This is a genomic window from Kitasatospora sp. NPDC056651, from assembly GCF_042792155.1.
Classification (GTDB): Bacteria; Actinomycetota; Actinomycetes; order Streptomycetales; family Streptomycetaceae; genus Kitasatospora.
This window is the reverse complement of sequence record NZ_JBHTWX010000099.1, coordinates 15963-34303: the sequence shown is the minus strand read 5'-3', so window position 1 is coordinate 34303 and position 18341 is coordinate 15963. Positions and strand designations below refer to the sequence as shown.

Below are 18341 nucleotides of genomic sequence, written 5' to 3'. Positions count from 1 at the left end.
CCTGCGTGACCCGCCGCGACGCCGGGTCACGCAGGTGGGCGCTGAGCCATGTGAGGGCGGGCGGGATCAGCCGGTCCCAGGTGGTGAAGTTGTGGCCGCCGCGGTCGACCGTCTCCTGGGCGACCACGAGCGGCGGGCGGGCGGCCGCGGCGAAGGCGCTGGAGTCGGCGTAGGTGCTGCCGTCCGCCTTGCTGTCCGCGAGCAGCACGGCGATCGGCGGCATCGGCAGGTGGGCGAGTCGCCAGTTGAGATCGGCCTCGGCGCGGCGCTGGGGACTGCCCCCGAAGAGGTCACCCGTGGTGACGTCCTCCGCCGCCTTGAAGTAGCCGGAGAGCGAGACCGCGACCGAGAAGGTCTGCGGGTGCTCCATGCCCGCCTTGACCGCGCAGTAGCCGCCGGTCGAGTCGCCGACCATGCCCAGACTGCCGGTGCCGTCCAGCACCCGGTAGGAGGCCCGCAGGTCGGCGGGCACGTCGGTGGTGAAGTAGCGCTGCGCCTGCGGCCCGTCCGGGATGTCCTCGCACTCGCTGTCCCGGGGCATGGTCGGCGAGGGCCGCATCAGCACCAGGACGGTCGGCTTCATCGCCCCCTGGCGCAGCAGGTCGAGTTCGGCGGCCGGGTAGCGGAGCTTGGTGACCAGGTTGGCGGCGTCGCCGGGGAAGCCGGTCAGCACCAGTGCGGCCGGGAAGTGCCGTGCCTGGCCGCCGGGTTGGAAGTACTGCGGCGGCAGGTAGACGTAGCCGTCGGTGCTGAGCCCGGTGGTGGTGCCGGGCAGCCGCACCCGCTCCAGCCGTCCGATCCGGGCCGGGTCGCGGCTGACCGAGCCCGCGCCGGTGATCTCCGCCGGGCCGAGCACCCGGACGCCGGCCGGACCGCCGACGACGCCGGGGCCGGGGCCAGGGCCGGGGCCGGGGCCGGGGCCGGGGTTGCTTCCGGCACCGGGTGCGGGGGCACTCCCCGCACCCCCGGTCGCGCCCTGGTGGATCACACCCGCGCCGTGCTCGTGCCCCAGCAGGTCCGACCAGCTGGAGTAGAAGACGAAGTAGTCGTTGACGCCGAGTCCCAGGGTGAGCAGCAGGGCCAGTTGGGTGACGGCGACGGTGCCGAGCCGCAGGAACATCGCGGGCCAGCTCCGGACGGCCAGCCGGGGCCACACCCACAGCGTGCCGAGCACCGTGGACACCGCGAGCAGTGCCATCAGTGCCAGCAGCTTGTGACTGGTGAGTCCCATCGGTCCCGGCCTCCCCTACCACTGTGGACCAGCGCCCGGGTAACCGGCGCCTCCACTCAGGGTGACCAGGGCGGTACCCCTCGGTGCCGGGTCCGGCCGACCGCGTTCCGGCACCTTCGACAAGCCTGTCGAGCTTGGCATGCCCGGGCTATGCTGACCGAAAGTCCGACGCCCGACGGCGCCCGGACGCCCGCCCTGTCGAGAGACGCACCGCCCAGGTGCGACCGGCCGGAAGGAGGCGCGGCCAGAACCTCCGGAATGTGGCCAACCCGCCACCCACATCACGCACTTGACGCATCGTCAACTCAGATCCGCGATTACGCCGCCTGAGCCGTGCCGCGTGCCCCGGGCACGCCCATCACCGTTGTACGGAAGGTGAATCGCCGCGCCCGCCCGAAACCCCCGGCCACCCTGCCGAGGAAGAGGTTCCGCATGACGACGTCCCGAACCCACCCGCGCCCCGCCGAGGCCGCGGTCCTGCTCACCGTGCTCGGCCTGCTCGTCCTGGAGGAGATCGCCCTGGGCATGGCCGAGGAGGAGGACCGCCCGGTCATCGGCGGCATCCTGATCGGCGCCTCCGGCGCCGGCCTGCTGGCGGTCGGCGCCGTGCTGCTCAGCCGCTGGCTCGACCTGCGCCGCCCGCTCCCGCTGCCCCCGCCCGGCCCCAACGGCCGCGAGTACAGCGCCCGCGCGCTCGAAGGCTTCCCGATGGAGGCCGTCCGCCCGCTGCTGCTCGCCGAGAACGCGCCCCAGCTCGGCCACCTGTACTCCGCCTGGATGCTCGCCCGGGCCGGCCGCCCTGCGCCGTGGATCGCCCGCCGCCTGTCCATCCCCCCGGACGCCGCCCAGCTCCTGGTCGACGCCGCCCGCGCGGCGAGACTCGACCAGGCCTGATCCGGCCTGCCACGCCCGGTCCGGTCAGGCCCGGTCAGGTCCGGTCAACGCCGCCGACCGTCCACCGCGTTCGCCTGCGCCACCAGGTACGGCACCAGCCCGCGCTCCGCCAGCGCCAGCCGCCAGGCATCGCGCGCCAGTACCAACTCGCCCGGCCCGTCGGCCACTTCCCCGGCCTCAGGCCTCCTGGACCGGGCCGCCCCCAGGAGCCCGAGTCCACCCACCAGCAGACTCACCGCCCCTGCCCCGATCGACACCCACCCGGCTTCCAGCAGCGCCTGCGACAGCACCTCCAGGTCCTCGACCAGCCCGAGCACCCAGCCCAGCACCAGGAAGGCCACCGCCGCCCCCACCGCGATGACCGGCACGACCAGCCCCAGCACCCCCCACCACCCCGACGCCCGCTCCCGCGGCGGCGCGTCCACCGGCAGCCGCGCCACCGCGTCCGCATCCGCCCGCAGCGCCGCGTACCGCTCGTACTCGGGCGCCGCCGCGGCCAGCACGAACTCCGCGTTCTCCCGCGCCGCCCGCCGCAACCGCTCGACCCCCCGGGCCTCGTCGCCGCCGGCCCGCAGCACCTCCCGCACCTGCGGAGCCGAGAGCGCGCGCCCCAGTTCCGTCTCGAAGTCCGCCCGATCCTGCTGCGGCAGCCGAAGCGGCCTGTCCATGCTCGTCCCCGATCGTCGCCCCGTGTAGTTCTACAGAACTGTAGAACAAGGAGGGCCGTTGCAGCAGCCCTGTTCACGGGTGAATTCGGTGCTCACACGGGGTCGGCCATGGGGACGCGGGCGAGGGCGTCGCGGATCAGCTCGGCGACGTCGGGGACGTCGATGCCCCACTCGCGGTACCAGTCGACGATCCGCGGGATCGCGTGGCCGGTTCGCTGGGAGGTCTCCAGGAGGGTCGCCAACCACATGCCCCTACGCAGCGGATACGCCAACTCCCCGAGGATCTGCTGAGCTTGGCGGTTCGTCACCCCTTGGGGCAGTCGGCCGCAGGACACGGCGATTCCCCGGGACCTCAGATGACCCGCCAACTCCTCCGGATGCCTGTCGAGGCGCTGCCCGGCCGTGATCAACCTGGCGAACGGAACCGTGTCGCCCATGGCCAGACCCTCCCAGTTCAGAGCACCCCTGGCCTGGAAGAGCTCCCGGTCGAGGCGCTTGGCCCGGCCCGGCAGGAACATCGGCGATCCGTAGGCCCGGTACCGACCGACCACCTCCTCCAACGTGACGTCCCTGGACATGAGAAGGCCGAACGCGTGTCGGAAGTCGACATCCACGGGGTCACCCCAGGCGCGCGCCCCGTCGAAGAGGATCAGATCCTCCACCCTGGCATCACCCGGCATGCGGGGGACCGGGAACCCGAGCCGCGCGAGCCGTCCGAGCGCCTCGGCGACGCCGGTCTCCCTGTCCTTCGCCACGCGCAGGACGTGTGCGACAGGCACGGTATCCGCCCGGCTCAGCCACGGCCACGCCCCGTCGAGGCCACGGCTGAGGATCACGGCCACGTCGTCCGACGGCAGCGGGGGAAGCCCCGCGAGGTCGGCTCCGAGCCCGTACGCCGCCACGGCCTCGGCGACCTCGGCGACGGGAACACCCAGCGTGGCGCTGATCTTGGCCAGATGCCCGGGAGCGACGGCCTCACCCGGCTCCGGCCACCCCTGAACCCGACGGGCCGTCCCGGCCCCCCGCAGGAACAACGGGTCGGACTCGATGGCAAGTGCCAGGTCGAGCACGTCCCGGGAAACACTCACACCGTTCCGTGACCACTCCTCCGCCACCTCGGTCACGGCCCGTCCGTCCGCCGCCGCCAGCAACGCCGTGACCGTGACCGTGGCCGGCTCAACGCCACCCCTGGGACGGGCGGGCATCCGGTGACGCGGCCAAGGCCTCCGCCTCCGGTCATGGACCGTCATGGAGAGCCGATCGGAGGGCATCGCCACCCGGACACGGCCCGCGATCGCGTCCACCGGCCAGATCTCCGCGAGCGCTGCCAACTGCTCCCGCCGGTCGTGCGCCAGAAGTCTCCAGAGAACCACTGAATCGTCCGGCACGCCCCGCTCCGGGTACTCCCCTCCACCGGACACGGAGATCCCCAACGCGCCGAGCAGGCCGACGTCGTTGGGAAGACACCCGGTCCGCCGGGTGTCGAATTCGAGGCCCCGGTGCTCGAAGCGCCGGCCTTGCCGAACGCACTCGGCAGCCACGACGTCCGCGAGCTCGACGTTCACGTCCATCACGACCGCGAGCCATTCCATGCCCAGCAGCGCCGAGTCGGTCCGCACCAGGTCAGCGGCCGCCGCGGTCAGGAGTTCACGAACGTGGTGGGACACATCGTCGATGACGAGGCGCCGGTCGACGGACAGCTTGCCCGGCGACCACGCTCCCGAGAGATTGACGACGACCCCTGCCAGAGCGCTGCCATGGCTCACCAGGTCTCCGTGCGCCGAAGGCTCGACGAACAGGCCGTCCACCAGGAGGGCGCCGCCTTGCTCGCACCACGTCACCTGCGCGCCCTCGGGGGCGTGCTCCCAAGGAACGACCGTGCCCGACGCGTGGTACCCGAACTCTCCCCTCGTCCCCTCCTCTCTGGTCCTCAGCACCTTGGGCTCCCACTCGACGTGCCGCTCGTCGTGGTCCGCCGTCGTTCGGAACTCCGCGATGCCCAGCAGGCGTTCGAGGACATCCAGCGCCGACCAGGAATCCCCGAGGTCGATGTCCTCCCGCAGGTACAGCCGCACCGTGGTGCCGGGCTTCCGGGCCGGCTCGGCGAGCGGGAGGATCCGGAAGAGGTGGCCGGGCCCGTAGATGGACACGCTCAGGTTCGGGCCCAGCTGACCGTCCCCGTCCATGCGGCAGGTCGTCACCCGGATCTCGTCGGCGAGCATGAAGTAGCTCAGGACCCCGATCCCGAAGCGGCTGTTGGGATACAGCTCGACGGGCGGGTCGGCCCTCCGCCACCGGGCGCGTTCGAGCTTGAAGTCCAGCTGCTCGGCGAACCGGGCGCCCGCGTTGGAGAAGACGCCGCGCAGCTCCTCCTCCCCCATGCCGACGCCGTCGTCCTCGCACTCCAGATAGGCGCGGCCGTGGTCGTCCACGCCCTGGCGGAACCGGATGAGGCCGTCGTACGGGTAGTGGACCATCGGGTTGGTGCGGTTCAGGTACTCGGTGCGGGCGCGGCGGTACCGGCAGGCGTCAAGGGCGTTCTGATAGAGCTCGCGGACGGCCAGGTCCCGGTCCCGGTAGAGCTCGACGCCCATCAGCAGGCTGCGCACCCGGCGCTCGTCCATGCGGAAGCGCGCCCAGCTGGTGAAGGCCCTGCCCGCCGGGCCGGCGCCGTCGGCGCTGAGGCGGGTGGGGAGCAGGTGCTCGCTGAGGACACGGCGGACCGCGTGCAGGAGTTCGTCCGCTCGGGCGGTGTACTGACGGAGCCCCTCGGCCACCGCCTCGTGGTGGCACTCGGCGCGCAGCACGGGCAGGTCGTACGTGCCACCCCAGACCGCGCCGTCCAGCGTGCGGCGCAGGTCTGTGAGATCGACCTCGTACTCCTCCGGGATGCCGAGGTGCTCGGCCACGATCTCGGGCAGGGCCGTCATCTCGATCGCGGTCCCGTATGCCAGCGCCAGCAGCAGGGCCAACCGTCGTTCCCGGACCTGCTGTTCGCCCGGAGCCCTCAGATGGTCGTCCGGACTGAGGCCGGACAGGTAGTCGTGGTGGCCCACGTCGGGGCCCCGGCGGAGCCCGTGCAGCAGGTCGCGGACGCGCCTGAGGGCGAAGGTCTCGCCGAGCTCCGACAGAGCGGGCAGCGCGTCGAGGATCTCCTGCACGCCCTCCGGGTCGGCAAGGTCCTCGTGCTGGTCGAGCCAGCGGTGGAAGAACCACCAGCCGAGCGGGGCGGTGGAGGCGGGGCGGGTCCGGGTACGGCCCACCAGCAGGTCGTAGGACTCGACGAAGTGCTCGAAGGACGAACGGTCACCGCCCTCGGCCGAGGGCAGCAGATCGGTCGGGCGGACGGAGGCCCGGGCCGCCGCCAGGCGCAGCGAGCGGACCCGGTAGAGGAACGGGAGCACGACCAGCAGCGCGGCCTCGGCCGGGTAGAGGTCCAGACGGTCGTCGCCGAGCAGCCAGTCGACTCGTGCGGCGAAACGCGCGGCGATCCCGGGGTCCTGCCACGGGTCGTCGGCGAGCACCGTCTCGTCCCGCATCCGGGCCAGCTCGGCGACGGCCTCCCTCGCGACGCGCCGGTAGGGCTCGATCTCCCGGTCCTTGCGGACGTGGCTCCAGACGCGCGAGCGCGCCGCGATCCGCGCCCACTCGTCGGCGTCCTCCGGAACATCGCCCGGGTGCCGGCTCACGCCCACGTAGACGTTCCCGCCGACGTTGCCGATCTGCGTGACGGACCCGTGTGCGGTGCCGTTCATCGTGTTCGACGTCCTGTCGACCATCCCTCGTACCCTCCCCAGGTGCAGGGCACGAGCGTAGGGCAATCGCCCCTCACGCCACGGTCAGGATGCCGCGCATGAAGTGGTGGAAGCCGCACAGGTACGAGTACGCCCCCGGCCGGCTCGGCGCGGTCAGGGAAACGGCGGTCCCCGGGGCGATCGGTCCGGTGTCGAAGCCGCCGTCCTGGGCGGTGAGGGTGTGGGTGGTGGTGCCGGTGTTGGTCACGATCACCACCGCGCCCGGGCGGACGGTGAGGTCGGCCGGGTCGAAGGCGAAGTCGCGGACCGTCACCGTCCCGGCGACGGGGCTGGGCGACGGAACGGGAGACAGCGGCTCCGACGGCGGCACGACGGCGGAGCTGCTGGTCTCCTCCGGGCCCGCCACCGTGAACGCGCTGACGCAGCCGGTCAGGACGGGACCGGCCGCGAGCAGCAGCGCCAGGGCGGCGGCCCGGACGAGGGGGCGCATCACTCAGCGGCGACCAGGGTGATCCGCTTGGCGTCGGCGGCCGCCGGCGGGGCGGCGCCGATGTCGGAGATGGTGGCGGTCAGGATGGCGTCGAGGTCCGGGAGCCAGTTGTAGGTCTTGGACTGGACGATGACCTCCCGGGTCTGCGGCGTCCCGTCACAGACGATGTCCGTCTCCGCCGTCCGGCTGGAGCCGAAGGCGGTGGCGGTGGCGTCCTCCGGGTTCTTCTGTTCCACCGAGACGGTGAGCGAGCGCGCGTCCTCCGCGTTCGTGCACACGTACGCGACGTCCACCCGGACCCGGCCGCCGGCCTTGGGATCGATCCTGGCCGACTCGCCGAGGGTGACGGTGGTGGTGGCCTGGTCGTCGTCCGCCCAGGCGGGCACGGCGGCGCCGGTGACGCCGGTCAAGCCGGTGAGGGCCGAGGTGAGTACCGTCAGAGTGATCCACCGCTGCACTGCAAACCTCCGGGTCCGAGGACGTGTTGCGGCCGACGCTAACCGTCTCGCCGGGCGCTCGCGCGCCGGGCCGTCCGAACGTGCTCCCCGCCGCCCGGAGCCTCTACGGAAACCCCGCCCAAGGCCCCGTCACCGCCGTCGGAACCAGACCGCCCAGGTCAGCGCCGAGCAGCCCGCGTACGCCACCAGGAACCCCGCGTACGCCGCGTCCCCGCTGCCGCCGGCCAGGAAGGACTGCCGGAACGCCAGGTTCACCAGCACCCCGCCGAACGCCCCGATCGCCCCGGCGAGCCCGATCAGCGCCGCGGAGCGGCCTCGGGAGTCGGCCTCGGCGGCCGCCGGGTCGGCCCCGGCCTCGACGGATGCCCGGGCCACGGCCTGGTAGTGCGCGGGGATCATCTTGTACGTCGATCCGTTGCCGACGCCGCTGAGCACGAACAGCGCGACGAACCCGGCCAGGAACAGCGGCAGCGAGTGCGCCCGGGAGGCGGCGAGCACCACCGCCGTACCGGCGCCCATGGCGGCGAAGGTGCCGAGTGTCACCCGCGCGCCACCGAACCGGTCGGCGAGCCGGCCGCCGACCGGACGCATCAGCGAGCCGAGCAGCGGCCCGAGGAAGGTGAGCGCGGCGGCCTTGACCGGGGTGTCGAAGCGCTCGTGGAACTGCACCTGGAGCACTTGCCCGAAGGCGAAGCCGAAGCCGATGAAGGAGCCGAAGGTGCCGATGTAGAGGGCGCAGACGGCCCAGCCGTACGGGTCCCGGGCGACGTCGCGCAGCGCCCGTCCCGCCCTCGAACCACCGGGAGTGGCGGGCAGGTTGTCCATCTTCCACCACGCCCCGACCGCCGCCGGAAGGATCAGCGGCAGGTAGAGCAGCGGCAGCAGCCGGGGGTGGGCGGCGCCGGCGGTGGCCAGCACCAGCAGCCCGAGCAGCTGCACCGCCGGTACGCCCAGGTTGCCGCCGCCGGCGTTGATGCCGAGTGCCCAGCCCTTGAGCCGGTGCGGGTAGAAGGCGTTGATGTTGGCCATCGAGGAGGCGAAGTTGCCCCCGCCGACCCCGGCCACGCAGGCGACGGCCAGCAGCGTGCCGTACGGGACGCCCGGTTCCAGCACGAGGGCCGCGAGGGCGGTGGGCACGAGCAGCAGCAGGGTGCTGATCACCGTCCAGGTGCGTCCGCCGAACCGGGCGACGGCGAAGGTGTACGGGAGCCGCACCAGCGCGCCGAGTGCGGTGGGCAGCGCGGTGAGGGTGAACTTGCCTGCCGTGTCGATGTGGTACTCGGGGCCGAGGAACAGGACCAGGACCGACCAGAGGCTCCACACGGAGAAGCCGATGTGTTCGCTGAACACGGAGAACACCAGGTTCCGCCTGGCGATCCGGGCGCCGCTCCGGGCCCAGAACTCCTCGTCCTCCGGGTCCCAGTCCTCGTGCGGGGCGCGTCTGTCGGGGTCGACCGGCGAGGCGGTGAGGGCGGTCATCGCGCGGCTCCGGTGGTGGCGATCCGGACGGGCCAGCGCCGCAGCACGGCGGGCGTGCCGTCGGGGGCGGTGTCCTCGTCGAGGCAGCGGCCGTCGGTGAGGTCGTAGACCTGCTTGTACATCGGCGAGATGAGCGTCGGCCGGTCGCCGCGGCTGCCGAGCAGGCCGCGGGACAGGACGGGGGCTCCACTGAACGGGTCGAGGTTGTCGACGGCGTACAGCTCGTCGGAGCCGCCGCGGAAGAGCGCGACCTGTCCGGCTTCGGGGAGCAGCACGGCCACGCCGCGGCCCGGTTGGAGGTCGGCGAGGTCGCAGACGGTCTGCCAGCAGGTGCCGTCGTGGATCTGTACGGTCATGGGGTGAGAACCTCCGGTCGGTCTCCGGCGACCAGCGCCGGGGAGCTGTGGGGGTGCCCGGCCTCGCCGGGACGGGCCGGGCGGATCTGGCCGCGTTCGGGGACGAAGGTCACGGCGGGGTCGGGGGTGCCGGGCGCGTTGACGAAGGAGGCGAAGCGCCGCAGTCGTTCCGGGTCGGCCAGGGTCTCGGCCCATTCGTCCTGGTAGCCGCCGATGTGACGTTCCATCAGTTCGTCCAGCTCGGCGGCGATGCCGAGCGAGTCGTCCAGCACCACGGCCCGCAGGTGGTCCAGGCCGCCTTCCAGCCGCTCCAGCCAGACCGAGGTGCGCTCCAGCCGGTCGGCGGTGCGGATGTAGAACATCAGGTAGCGGTCGATGGTGCGGATCAGCGTCTCGCGGTCGAGGTCGGCGGCGAGCAGGTCGGCGTGGCGCGGGGTCATGCCGCCGTTGCCGCCGACGTAGAGGTTCCAGCCGGCCGAGGTGGCGATGACGCCGAAGTCCTTGCCCTGGGCCTCCGCGCACTCGCGGGCGCAGCCGGAGACGGCCGCCTTGAGCTTGTGCGGGGCGCGCAACCCCCGGTAGCGCAGCTCCAGTTCGATGGCCAGTGCGGTGGAGTCCTGGACGCCGAAGCGGCACCAGGTCTCGCCGACGCAGGACTTCACGGTGCGCAGCGACTTGCCGTAGGCGTGTCCGGATTCAAATCCCGCGTCGACCAGCTTGCGCCATATGCCCGGCAGTTGGTCGACGGTGGCGCCGAGGAGGTCGATCCGCTGGCCACCGGTGATCTTGGTGTAGAGGCCGTGGTCGCGGGCGATCTCGCCGATCGCGATCAGGCCCTCGGGGGTGATCTCGCCGCCGGGCACCCGGGGGACGACCGAGTAGGAGCCGTTGCGCTGGAGGTTGGCGAGGAAGTGGTCGTTGGAGTCCTGGAGCGCGCCCTGCTCGCCGTCCAGGATGTGGCCGTTGCCGAGGCTGGCGAGGATGGAGGCGACGGTCGGCTTGCAGATCTCGCAGCCCTCGCCGCTGCCGTGCCGGTCGCGCAGTTCGGTGAAGGTCGTCACCCCGGTGACCCGGACGATCTCGTACAACTCGGCCCGGGTGTGGGCGAAGTGCTCGCACAGGCCCCGGCTGGTGGAGACTCCGGAGGCGGCCGGTTCCTCGCCCACGATGGTGCCGAGCCGCTTGAGGCAGCTGCCGCAGCCGGTGCCGGCCCGGGTGCGTTTCTTGACGGCGGCGACGCTGTCGCAGCCCCGGTCGCGGACGGCGGCGCGGACCGCGCCCTGGGTCACGTTGTGGCAGGAGCAGAGCACCGCGTCGTCGGGCAGCGCGACCGGCCCGGCGGATCCCGCGAACCCGGCCGGCAGCACCAGCCGTTCGGGCGCCACCGGCAGCGGCCGCCCGGCGACGGCGAGCGGCCGCAGAGTGTCGTAGCCGCCAGTGTCGCCGACCAGGACGCCGCCGAGCAGCGCGCCGTCCGCGGCGATGACGAGTTTCCGGTAGACGCCGCTGCGGCTGTCGCTGTAGAGCACGTCGAGGGCGCCGTCGGCGGTGCCGTGCGGGTCGCCGAAGCTGGCGACGTCCACGCCGAGCAGCTTGAGCTCGGTGGAGGTGTCGGCGCCGGTGAAGCCCTCGCCGGACGGGCCGGCCAGGGTGCGCGCCGCCGTCTCGGCCATCTGGTAGCCGGGGGCGACCAGCCCGTAGACCCGGCCGTCGGCGGCCTGGGCGCACTCGCCGATGGCGAGGACCGCCGGGTCCGCGGTACGGCAGTGGGCGTCGACCACGACGCCGCCGCGCTCGCCGACCGGCAGCCCGCAGTCCCGGGCCAGCTGGTCGCGGGCGCGGACGCCGGCCGAGAACACCACCAGGTCGGCGGGCAGTTCGCGCCCGTCGGAGAGGGCGAGGGAGCGGACCCGGCCGTCCGGGCCGGTGAGCACGCCGCTCGCCCCGGCGCCGGTGTGGACGGTGACGCCCAGGTCCTCGATCGCGCGGCGCAGCGCCGCGCCGCCCCCGTCGTCCACCTGGACGGCCATCAGCCGGGGCGCGAACTCCACCACGTGGGTGTCCAGCCCGCCGGCCCGCAGCGCACCGGCCGCCTCCAGGCCGAGCAGTCCGCCGCCGACCACCACGCCGGTGCGTGCGGTGGCCGCGCCGGCCCGGATGGCGTCCACGTCCTCGACCGTCCGGTAGACGTGGCAGCCGGGGGCGTCGGTGCCCGGAACCGGGGGCACGAAGGGTGCCGACCCGGTGGCCAGCACCAGGACGTCGTACCGGACTTCGGCCCCGGACGCGGTGCGCACCAGCCGCCGGGGCCGGTCGATCGCGGTGACCGGGTCGCCCAGTCGCAGGTCGATGCCGTGCTCGGCGGGGAAGTCGGCCGGGCAGAGCGCGAGGTCCTCGGCGGTGCTTCCGGTGAACAGCGCGCCGAGGTGGACCCGGTCGTAGGCGGGCCGCGGCTCCTCGGCGAGCACGGTGACCCGCCAGCCGCGCGCGGCCGGCTGCTCGGTCCAGGCCTCCAGGAAGCGCTGGCCGACCATGCCGTGGCCGACCAGGACGAGGTCCCGGACAGTGCGGTCGTCAGGGGTCATCAGGCCTCTCCAGTCATCACAGTTCCTCGGGTGAGCAGGTGCAGGGGGTCGCCGGCCGGCACTCCGCCGTCGGCGAAGGCGCCGGCCAGCTCGTCGACGGTGGCAAGGTCGCCGAGCAGGATGGCGCCGACCAGCCGGTCGCCGCGCAGGACGAGCTTCTTGTAGCTGCCGCGGGTGGCGTCGGTGAGCCGCAGCACGTCGAGGCCCTGGCCGTCGCCCTCGTCCACGGCGCCGAAGGCCACGTAGTCCAGGCCGCCGGCGCTGAGCCGGGCGCGCCGGGCGCTGCCGGGGTAGCGGGCATCCGGTTCGGCGCCGGAGAGCCGGCGGGCGAGCACGTCGGCCTGTTCCCAGGCGGGGCCGGCCAGTCCGTACACGGTGCCGCGGTGCTCGGCGCAGTCGCCGATCGCGTGGACGTGCGGGGCCGCGGCCAGGTCGTCGTCCACCAGGACGCCGGTGGCGACGGGCAGCCCGGCGGCCTCGGCGAGCGCGGTGCTCGGGCGGGTGCCGCAGGCGAGGACGACCAGGTCGCAGTCCAGCCGGCCGCCGTCGGCCGGCTCCACCGAACGGACCCTCCCCCGGCCGCCGGCCCCGGTGTGCAGGGCGACGGGCCGGGTGCCGAGGTGGCATGCGACGCCGAGCGCCCGCAGCTTTCCGAGCAGCACGGCGGCCGCCCCGGCATCGAGCTGACGATCGATCAGATATGGTCCCCGCTGCACGATCTCGGTGTGCACGCCGATGCCGGCCAGCGCCCGGGCGGTGCTCACCCCGAGCACCCCGCCGCCGATCACCACGGCCCGCTCGGCCTCGACCGCCTCCTCCGCGAGCCGGACGCAGTCCTCCAGGGTGCGCAGCGTGTGGACGCCCTCGGCCAGGCCGTGTCCGTCGGGGCGGCGCAGCCCGCGCACCGGCGGCAGTACCGGGTCCGCCCCGGTGGCCAGGACCAGTTCGTCCCAGGGTTCGGCACTGCCGTCCGCCAGCTTGACGGTGCGGCCTCCCAGGTCGATCGCCAGCACCTCGCACCCCGGTCTGAGCCCGGCGCCGCCGAGCGGCAGTGCGATCGACTCGGGGTCGTGGCGCCCGGTCAGCACCTCGGTGAGCAGCACCCGGTTGTACGGGGCGCGCGGCTCGGCGCCGTACACGGTGACCTCGCCGGGGCCGCCGAGGGCGCCGTACCGCTCGGCGAAGCGGGCGGCCGCCATGCCGCCGCCGACCACGGCGATCCTGGGGGTCACTTCGCGGCCTCGGTGCGGACCGGCTCCACCCGGACGGCGCAGAGCTTGAACTCCGGCATCCGGGAGACCGGGTCCAGCGCCGGATTGGTGAGACTGTTGGCCCGGCCGGCGCCCGCCCAGTGGAAGGGCATGAAGACGGTGTCCGGCCGGATGGCGTCGGTGATCCGGGCCGGGGCGACGGCCCGGCCCCGCCGGCTGGTGACGGCCACCGGCTCGCCGTCCGCGATCCCGAGCCGCCCGGCCAGGCGGGGGTGCAGTTCGACGTACGGTCCGGGCGCGGCCGCGTTGAGCTCGGCGACCCTCCGGGTCTGGGCGCCGCTCTGGTAGTGGGCGAGCACCCGGCCGGTGGTCAGGTACAGCGGGTAGGCCTCGTCCGGCTCCTCGGCGGCCGGGCGGTGGGTGACGTCGGCGAACCGGGCCCGGCCGTCGGGGGTGGCGTAGCGCTCCAGGAACAGCCGCGGGGTGCCCGGGTGGTCCGGCGTCGGGCAGGGCCAGAACACCCCGTCCTCGTCGGCGATCCGCCGGTAGCTGATGCCCGCGTAGTCGGCGTCGCCGCCGGCCGAGGCGCGGCGCAGCTCCTCGAAGGCCGGTTCGGCCTCGGCCGGGAATCCGGTGGGAACCCCGAGCCGGGCCGCCAGTTCGCGCAGCACCCAGAGTTCGCCGCGGACGCCCTCCGGCGGGTCGACGGCGCGGCGGCGCAGGATCACCCGGCCCTCCAGGTTGGTGGTGGTGCCGTCCTCCTCGGCCCACTGGGTGACCGGCAGCACGACGTCCGCGAGCCGCGCGGTCTCGGAGAGCACCACGTCGGCGACCACCAGCAGGTCCAGTGCGCGCAGCCGTTCGGTGACGTGCCCGGCGTTCGGCGCGGACACCACCGGGTTGGAGCCGGCCAGCAGCAGCGCCCGCACGCCGTCGGGCCGGCCGAGGCTGTCCAACAGCTCGTACGCGGACCTGCCGGGGCCGGGGATGCTGTCGGCCGCGACGCCCCACACGGCGGCGACGTGGGCGCGGGCCGCCGGGTCCTCGATCGAGCGGTAGCCGGGCAGTTGGTCGGCCTTCTGGCCGTGCTCGCGTCCGCCCTGGCCGTTGCCCTGCCCGGTCAGGCAGCCGTAACCGCTGTACCGGCGGCCGGACTTGCCGGTGGCCAGGCACAGGTTGATCCAGGCGCCGACGGTGTCGGTGCCCTTGCTCTGCTGCTCGGGGCCGCGCGCGGTGAGCACCATGCCGCTCTCCGCCCGTCCGAACATTCCGGCCGCTTCGCGCAGTTGATGGACCGGTACGCCGGTTATCCGCTCCACCCGGTCGGGCCAGTGGGCCATCGCGCTCTCTCGGGCCCGCTCGAAGCCGGTCGTCCGGGCGTCGATGAAATCCTGGTCGGTCAGGCCGTCCGCGATCACCAGGTGCAGCAGGCCGAGGGCGAGCGCGAGGTCCCCGCCGGGGCGGGGCTGGAGGTGCAGGTCGGCCAGTTCGGCGGTGCGGGTGCGGCGCGGATCGACCACGATCAACCTACCGCCGTTCTCGCGCAGTTCGCGCAGGTAGCGGACGGCGGGCGGCATCGTGTCGGCCGGGTTGCCGCCGACCAGGATCAGGCAGCCGGTGTGCGGGATGTCGTCGAGCGGGAACGGCAGGCCGCGGTCCAGGCCGAAGGCCCGGCGGTGCGCGGCGGCGGCCGAGGACATGCAGAACCGGCCGTTGTAGTCGATGTTGGCGGTGCCCAACACGACCCGGGCGAACTTGCCGAGCAGGTAGGCCTTCTCGTTGGTCAGCCCGCCGCCGCCGAACACCCCGACCGCGTCCGGCCCGTGCTCCTCACGCACCCGGGCCAGCCCGGCGGCCACCGTGTCCAGCGCCTCGGGCCAGCCCGCCGAGCGCAGCGGCCCGCCGGGGCGGTCGCGAAGCAGCGGGCCGGTCAGCCGGACGTCCCTGGCCAGCAGCGCGGGCGCCGAACTGCCCTTGCCGCACAGGGCGCCGCGGTTCACCGGGAAGTCGGGGCGCTCCAGCACCTCGACCGCCGCCCGGCCCCTGCCCGGGGCCAGCCGCATCCCGCACTGGAGGGCGCAGTACGGGCAGTGGGTGTCGGTGGCGGCCGCGAGAGCGGTTCGTGTCATGTGCGGATCTTCTCCGGGCTCTGTTTCGCGACGGGGTCGAAATGGTTGCGTGCACGGTACACGCCGCTCACACGGCCCGCGGTTCGGTCGTGCGCGGCCGGACACCTGACGTAACCTCAGCGGCGGTTTCGCTAACCCGTCGGTGACGGCCGGGCAACACTGCCGTAACACGGCGGGCGGAGGCTGACCGGCATGGCAACCGTCCCACCAGCAGGGCCGCTCACCGGGTACACCGTCGGCGTCACCGCCGCACGCCGCCGGGAGGAGCTGATCGCGCTGCTCAGACGGCGCGGCGCCCAGGTGGTCGAGGCCCCGGTCCTGCGCATCCTGCCGCTCGCCGACGACTCCGCGCTGCGCGAGGCCACCGACCGCTGCCTGTCCGCCCCGCTCGACTACGTGGTGGCCACCACCGGGGTCGGCTGGCGCGGCTGGATGAGCGCCGCCGAGGGCTGGGGCCGGGCCGCCGCCCTCGTCGAGGCCTGCCGCGGCGCGGTGGTGCTCACCCGGGGGCCCAAGGAGACCGGGGCGGTCCGGGCCAGCGGACTGGACGAGGGCTGGTCCCCCGCCACCGAGGCCACCGACGAGATCCTCACCTGGCTGCTCGCCCGCCCGCTGACCGGGCGCCGGATCGCCGTCCAGGAGCACGGCGTCCCGCCGGACGCCTTCGAGGCGGCGCTGCGCGAGCGCGGCGCGGAGGTGATCTCCGTCCCGGTCTACCGCTGGGCACCACCGGACGACCCGACGGCGGTCCACCGCCTGCTCGACCAGACCGCACGGCGCCAACTGCACGCGCTCACCTTCACCAGCGCGTCCGCGATCACCGCGCTGTTCGCCACGGCGAAGGCCGAAGGCCTGTACGAGCCGCTGCTCGGCGCCCTGCGGGCGGACGTCCTGCCGGTGTGCGTCGGCGCGCTCTGCGCCCGCCCGCTCACCGAACTCGGCCTGCCCGCCGTCCACCCCGAGCGCGGCCGGCTCGGCTCGCTGGTCCGGCTGATCGAGGACACCCTGCCGGGCCGCTTCCGCAACGAAGTCCCCCTGCCCATCGGGCTGTTGACCCTCCAGGGAAACGCCGCCCTGGTCGACGGCCAGAGCCACTGGCTCAGCCCGCTCGGCGCCGCCGTCCTACGGGCCCTGGCGGAGCGGCCCGGCCGGGTGCTCAGCCGCGCCGAACTCCTGCGCGCCGCCTGGCCGGAGGCCGGCGCCGACGAACACGCGGTGGAGGCCGCGGTCGGCCGACTGCGAACCGCCCTGGGCACCCACGCGACACTGATCCACACGGTGCCCAAGCGCGGCTACCGGCTGGCGGCGGACTGATGCTGCTCGCCGTGGCACACGGCAGCCGCGACCCGGCCGCCGCCTCCTCGACCCGCGCCCTGCTGCGCCTGGTTCACGCGCTCCGTCCGGAACTGCCGCTCCGCTGCTGCTTCCTGGACCTCGCCCGGCCGTCCCTCGCCGAAGCCCTCGCCCCACTCGCCTCCGCGCGGCCGATCGTGGTCCCGCTCCTCCTCTCCACCGGCCACCACCTGCGGGTCGACCTCCCCGCCGCCCTCGCGGCCGCCGGCCTGCCGCCCTGCCGCCTCGCCCCCGCCCTCGGCCCGCACCGCCTGCTCGCCGAAGCGCTGGCGGACCGCCTCGCCGAGGCAGGCGCCCCACCGCACGCCCCCGTCGTCCTGGCCGGCGCCGGCTCCTCCGACCCGACAGGCGTCGCCGACACCACCCGGATGGCATCCCTCCTGGCCGCCCGCCTCGGCCGCCCGGTCACCCCCGCCCACCTCGCGGCGGCCGCCCCCACCCCGCACCAGGCGGTCGCGGACCTCGTGGCCGCCGGACACCCCGAGGTCGCCCTCGCCGCCTACCTGCTCTCCCCCGGCCACTTCGCCCGCCGCGCCGCCGCCACCCCGGCCACCTGGACCGGCGCCCCGCTGGGCACCCACCCGGCCGTCGCCCGGCTGGTGCTGCGGCGCTACGACGAGGCCCGGGCGGCCACGGCGATGCGGTCGGCGGCGTGATGTCGCTCGCCGGGGTGCGTGAGAAGTCGGCCCGTCCGACTTCTCGCGCTTCTCCCGCTTCTCCCGCTTCTCCTGCCTCTTACGCCTCTCGCGCTTCTCGCACTTCTCGCGCAGGCGGGCGCGCGGCCGATGCCTACAACCGGCCCTCTCCGACAGCGCCGATGAAGCTGAGCAGCCTCGCGTTGACCGCCTCGGGCTGCTCCAGGTTCAGTCCGTGCCCGGCCTTCTCGACGATCTCCGCCCGCGCGCCCGGGATGTGCGCCGTGACCCGCTCCACCACCTGGCGCGGCCGCAGCAGCGCGCTGCGCCGGCCCACCAGGACCGACACCGGCAGCCGGACCGACGCCAACTCCTCGTCCGTGAACGGCCGGGCCGGCGGGCGGGCGCCCGGCTTGTAGCTCCGCATCGCCAGCATCAGCGGCGCGATCATCTCGCGCGGCGCGCTGAGCGCCGGGTTCGCCAGCAGCCGCCCGACCGCCGGGCGCAGCGGGCGCGGGGCCAGCATGCCGAACAAGCCGGCGACCATGTGGACGTAGAACCGGGCGGGCACCTTCTCGATCCCGCCCGGATCGAGCGACACGACCGAGGCCAGCCGCTCGGGCCCGTGGATCGCCTGGTTGAGCGCCAGCCAGCCCCCGTACGACACCCCTACCAGGTGCACCCGCTCCAGGGCGAGACCGGCCAGCACCTCCCCCAGCCACGCGGCGTTCTCCGCCGAGCCCGGCGCGGCGACGCGCTGCACGCTGCGGCCCGGGTCGTCCAGGGTGTCGATCGCGTAGACCGGATGGTGCTCGCCCAGCGCCGCGATCTGCGGGTACCAGTTGGACGGGTGCCCGGCGTGGCCGTGCAGCAGCACGATCGGCTCGCCGCCGGCCGTCGGGCCGTAGCGGTGGACATGGACGCTCCCGTAGGCGGTCTCGACGTCGAACTCCTGCCGCGGGCCCGGCCACAGCTCCATCGCCCGGTCGTACGCCGCGAGGAACCTCACCCGGGCCGCCTCACTGACGAAGTGCCCGACGCTGGTCCTGGTCATGATCACTCCCCCTTGTTGGTGGTATGGTTGTACCACAAAAACA

The 18341-nt window shown here is 74.1% G+C and carries 14 protein-coding genes; 3 read left to right on the top strand and 11 right to left on the bottom strand.

Features of this window, described 5'->3' with window-relative positions:
• Positions 1-1231 (bottom strand): alpha/beta hydrolase (locus ACFRAR_RS29920; protein WP_380701804.1); only part of this gene is annotated, 1231 nt, incomplete at its 3' end.
• 432 nt (positions 1232-1663) lie between these two features.
• On the opposite strand from ACFRAR_RS29920, the gene ACFRAR_RS29915 reads away from it, so the two are divergent.
• A complete protein-coding gene (locus ACFRAR_RS29915; protein ID WP_380701802.1) occupies positions 1664-2125 on the top strand; it encodes a hypothetical protein in 462 nt (153 codons plus the stop codon).
• Between the two features lie 44 nt (positions 2126-2169).
• Here ACFRAR_RS29915 and ACFRAR_RS29910 read toward each other — a convergent pair whose 3' ends face one another.
• The 9 genes from ACFRAR_RS29910 to ACFRAR_RS29870 form a co-directional block, all read right to left on the bottom strand.
• Positions 2170-2793: a hypothetical protein gene (locus ACFRAR_RS29910; RefSeq protein ID WP_380701800.1), complete on the bottom strand. Its 624-nt coding sequence runs from the start codon at positions 2791-2793 to the stop codon at positions 2170-2172.
• Positions 2794-2885: 92 nt separating this feature from the next.
• Positions 2886-6548 carry an ATP-binding protein gene (locus tag ACFRAR_RS29905; RefSeq protein ID WP_380701798.1) on the bottom strand — a complete coding sequence of 1221 codons (3663 nt, stop codon included), beginning with the start codon at positions 6546-6548 and terminating at the stop codon, positions 2886-2888.
• A 73-nt stretch (positions 6549-6621) separates the two neighbouring features.
• Positions 6622-7038, bottom strand: a complete 417-nt coding sequence (locus tag ACFRAR_RS29900) for a cupredoxin domain-containing protein (RefSeq protein ID WP_380701808.1) — start codon at positions 7036-7038, stop codon at positions 6622-6624.
• Positions 7038-7448, bottom strand: a complete 411-nt coding sequence (locus tag ACFRAR_RS29895) for a hypothetical protein (RefSeq protein ID WP_380701796.1) — start codon at positions 7446-7448, stop codon at positions 7038-7040. The genes ACFRAR_RS29900 and ACFRAR_RS29895 overlap by 1 nt, the downstream gene beginning before the upstream one ends.
• A gap of 177 nt (positions 7449-7625) precedes the next feature.
• Positions 7626-8975 carry a nitrate/nitrite transporter gene (locus ACFRAR_RS29890; RefSeq protein ID WP_380701794.1) on the bottom strand — a complete coding sequence of 450 codons (1350 nt, stop codon included), beginning with the start codon at positions 8973-8975 and terminating at the stop codon, positions 7626-7628.
• The gene (nirD, locus tag ACFRAR_RS29885) at positions 8972-9331 is read right to left on the bottom strand and encodes a nitrite reductase small subunit NirD (RefSeq protein ID WP_380701792.1); all 360 of its coding nucleotides are present in this window, start codon (positions 9329-9331) and stop codon (positions 8972-8974) included. The genes ACFRAR_RS29890 and nirD overlap by 4 nt, the downstream gene beginning before the upstream one ends.
• Positions 9328-11916: a nitrite reductase large subunit NirB gene (gene nirB / locus ACFRAR_RS29880; protein WP_380701790.1), complete on the bottom strand. Its 2589-nt coding sequence runs from the start codon at positions 11914-11916 to the stop codon at positions 9328-9330. Before nirB ends, nirD begins: the two co-directional genes overlap by 4 nt.
• Complete coding sequence (locus ACFRAR_RS29875; protein WP_380701788.1) at positions 11916-13148, bottom strand: NAD(P)/FAD-dependent oxidoreductase; 1233 nt, start codon at positions 13146-13148, stop codon at positions 11916-11918. Before ACFRAR_RS29875 ends, nirB begins: the two co-directional genes overlap by 1 nt.
• The gene (locus ACFRAR_RS29870) at positions 13145-15256 is read right to left on the bottom strand and encodes a molybdopterin oxidoreductase family protein (RefSeq protein WP_380701786.1); all 2112 of its coding nucleotides are present in this window, start codon (positions 15254-15256) and stop codon (positions 13145-13147) included. Before ACFRAR_RS29870 ends, ACFRAR_RS29875 begins: the two co-directional genes overlap by 4 nt.
• Before the next feature lie 192 nt (positions 15257-15448).
• On the opposite strand from ACFRAR_RS29870, the gene ACFRAR_RS29865 reads away from it, so the two are divergent.
• Positions 15449-16570, top strand: a complete 1122-nt coding sequence (locus tag ACFRAR_RS29865) for a uroporphyrinogen-III synthase (protein WP_380701784.1) — start codon at positions 15449-15451, stop codon at positions 16568-16570.
• Positions 16571-16581: 11 nt separating this feature from the next.
• A complete protein-coding gene (locus tag ACFRAR_RS29860; RefSeq protein WP_380701782.1) occupies positions 16582-17265 on the top strand; it encodes a sirohydrochlorin chelatase in 684 nt (227 codons plus the stop codon).
• Positions 17266-17398: 133 nt separating this feature from the next.
• On the opposite strand, the gene ACFRAR_RS29855 is transcribed toward ACFRAR_RS29860, so the two are convergent.
• The gene (locus ACFRAR_RS29855; protein ID WP_380701780.1) at positions 17399-18298 is read right to left on the bottom strand and encodes an alpha/beta fold hydrolase; all 900 of its coding nucleotides are present in this window, start codon (positions 18296-18298) and stop codon (positions 17399-17401) included.
• Between the last annotated feature and the right edge of the window lie 43 nt (positions 18299-18341).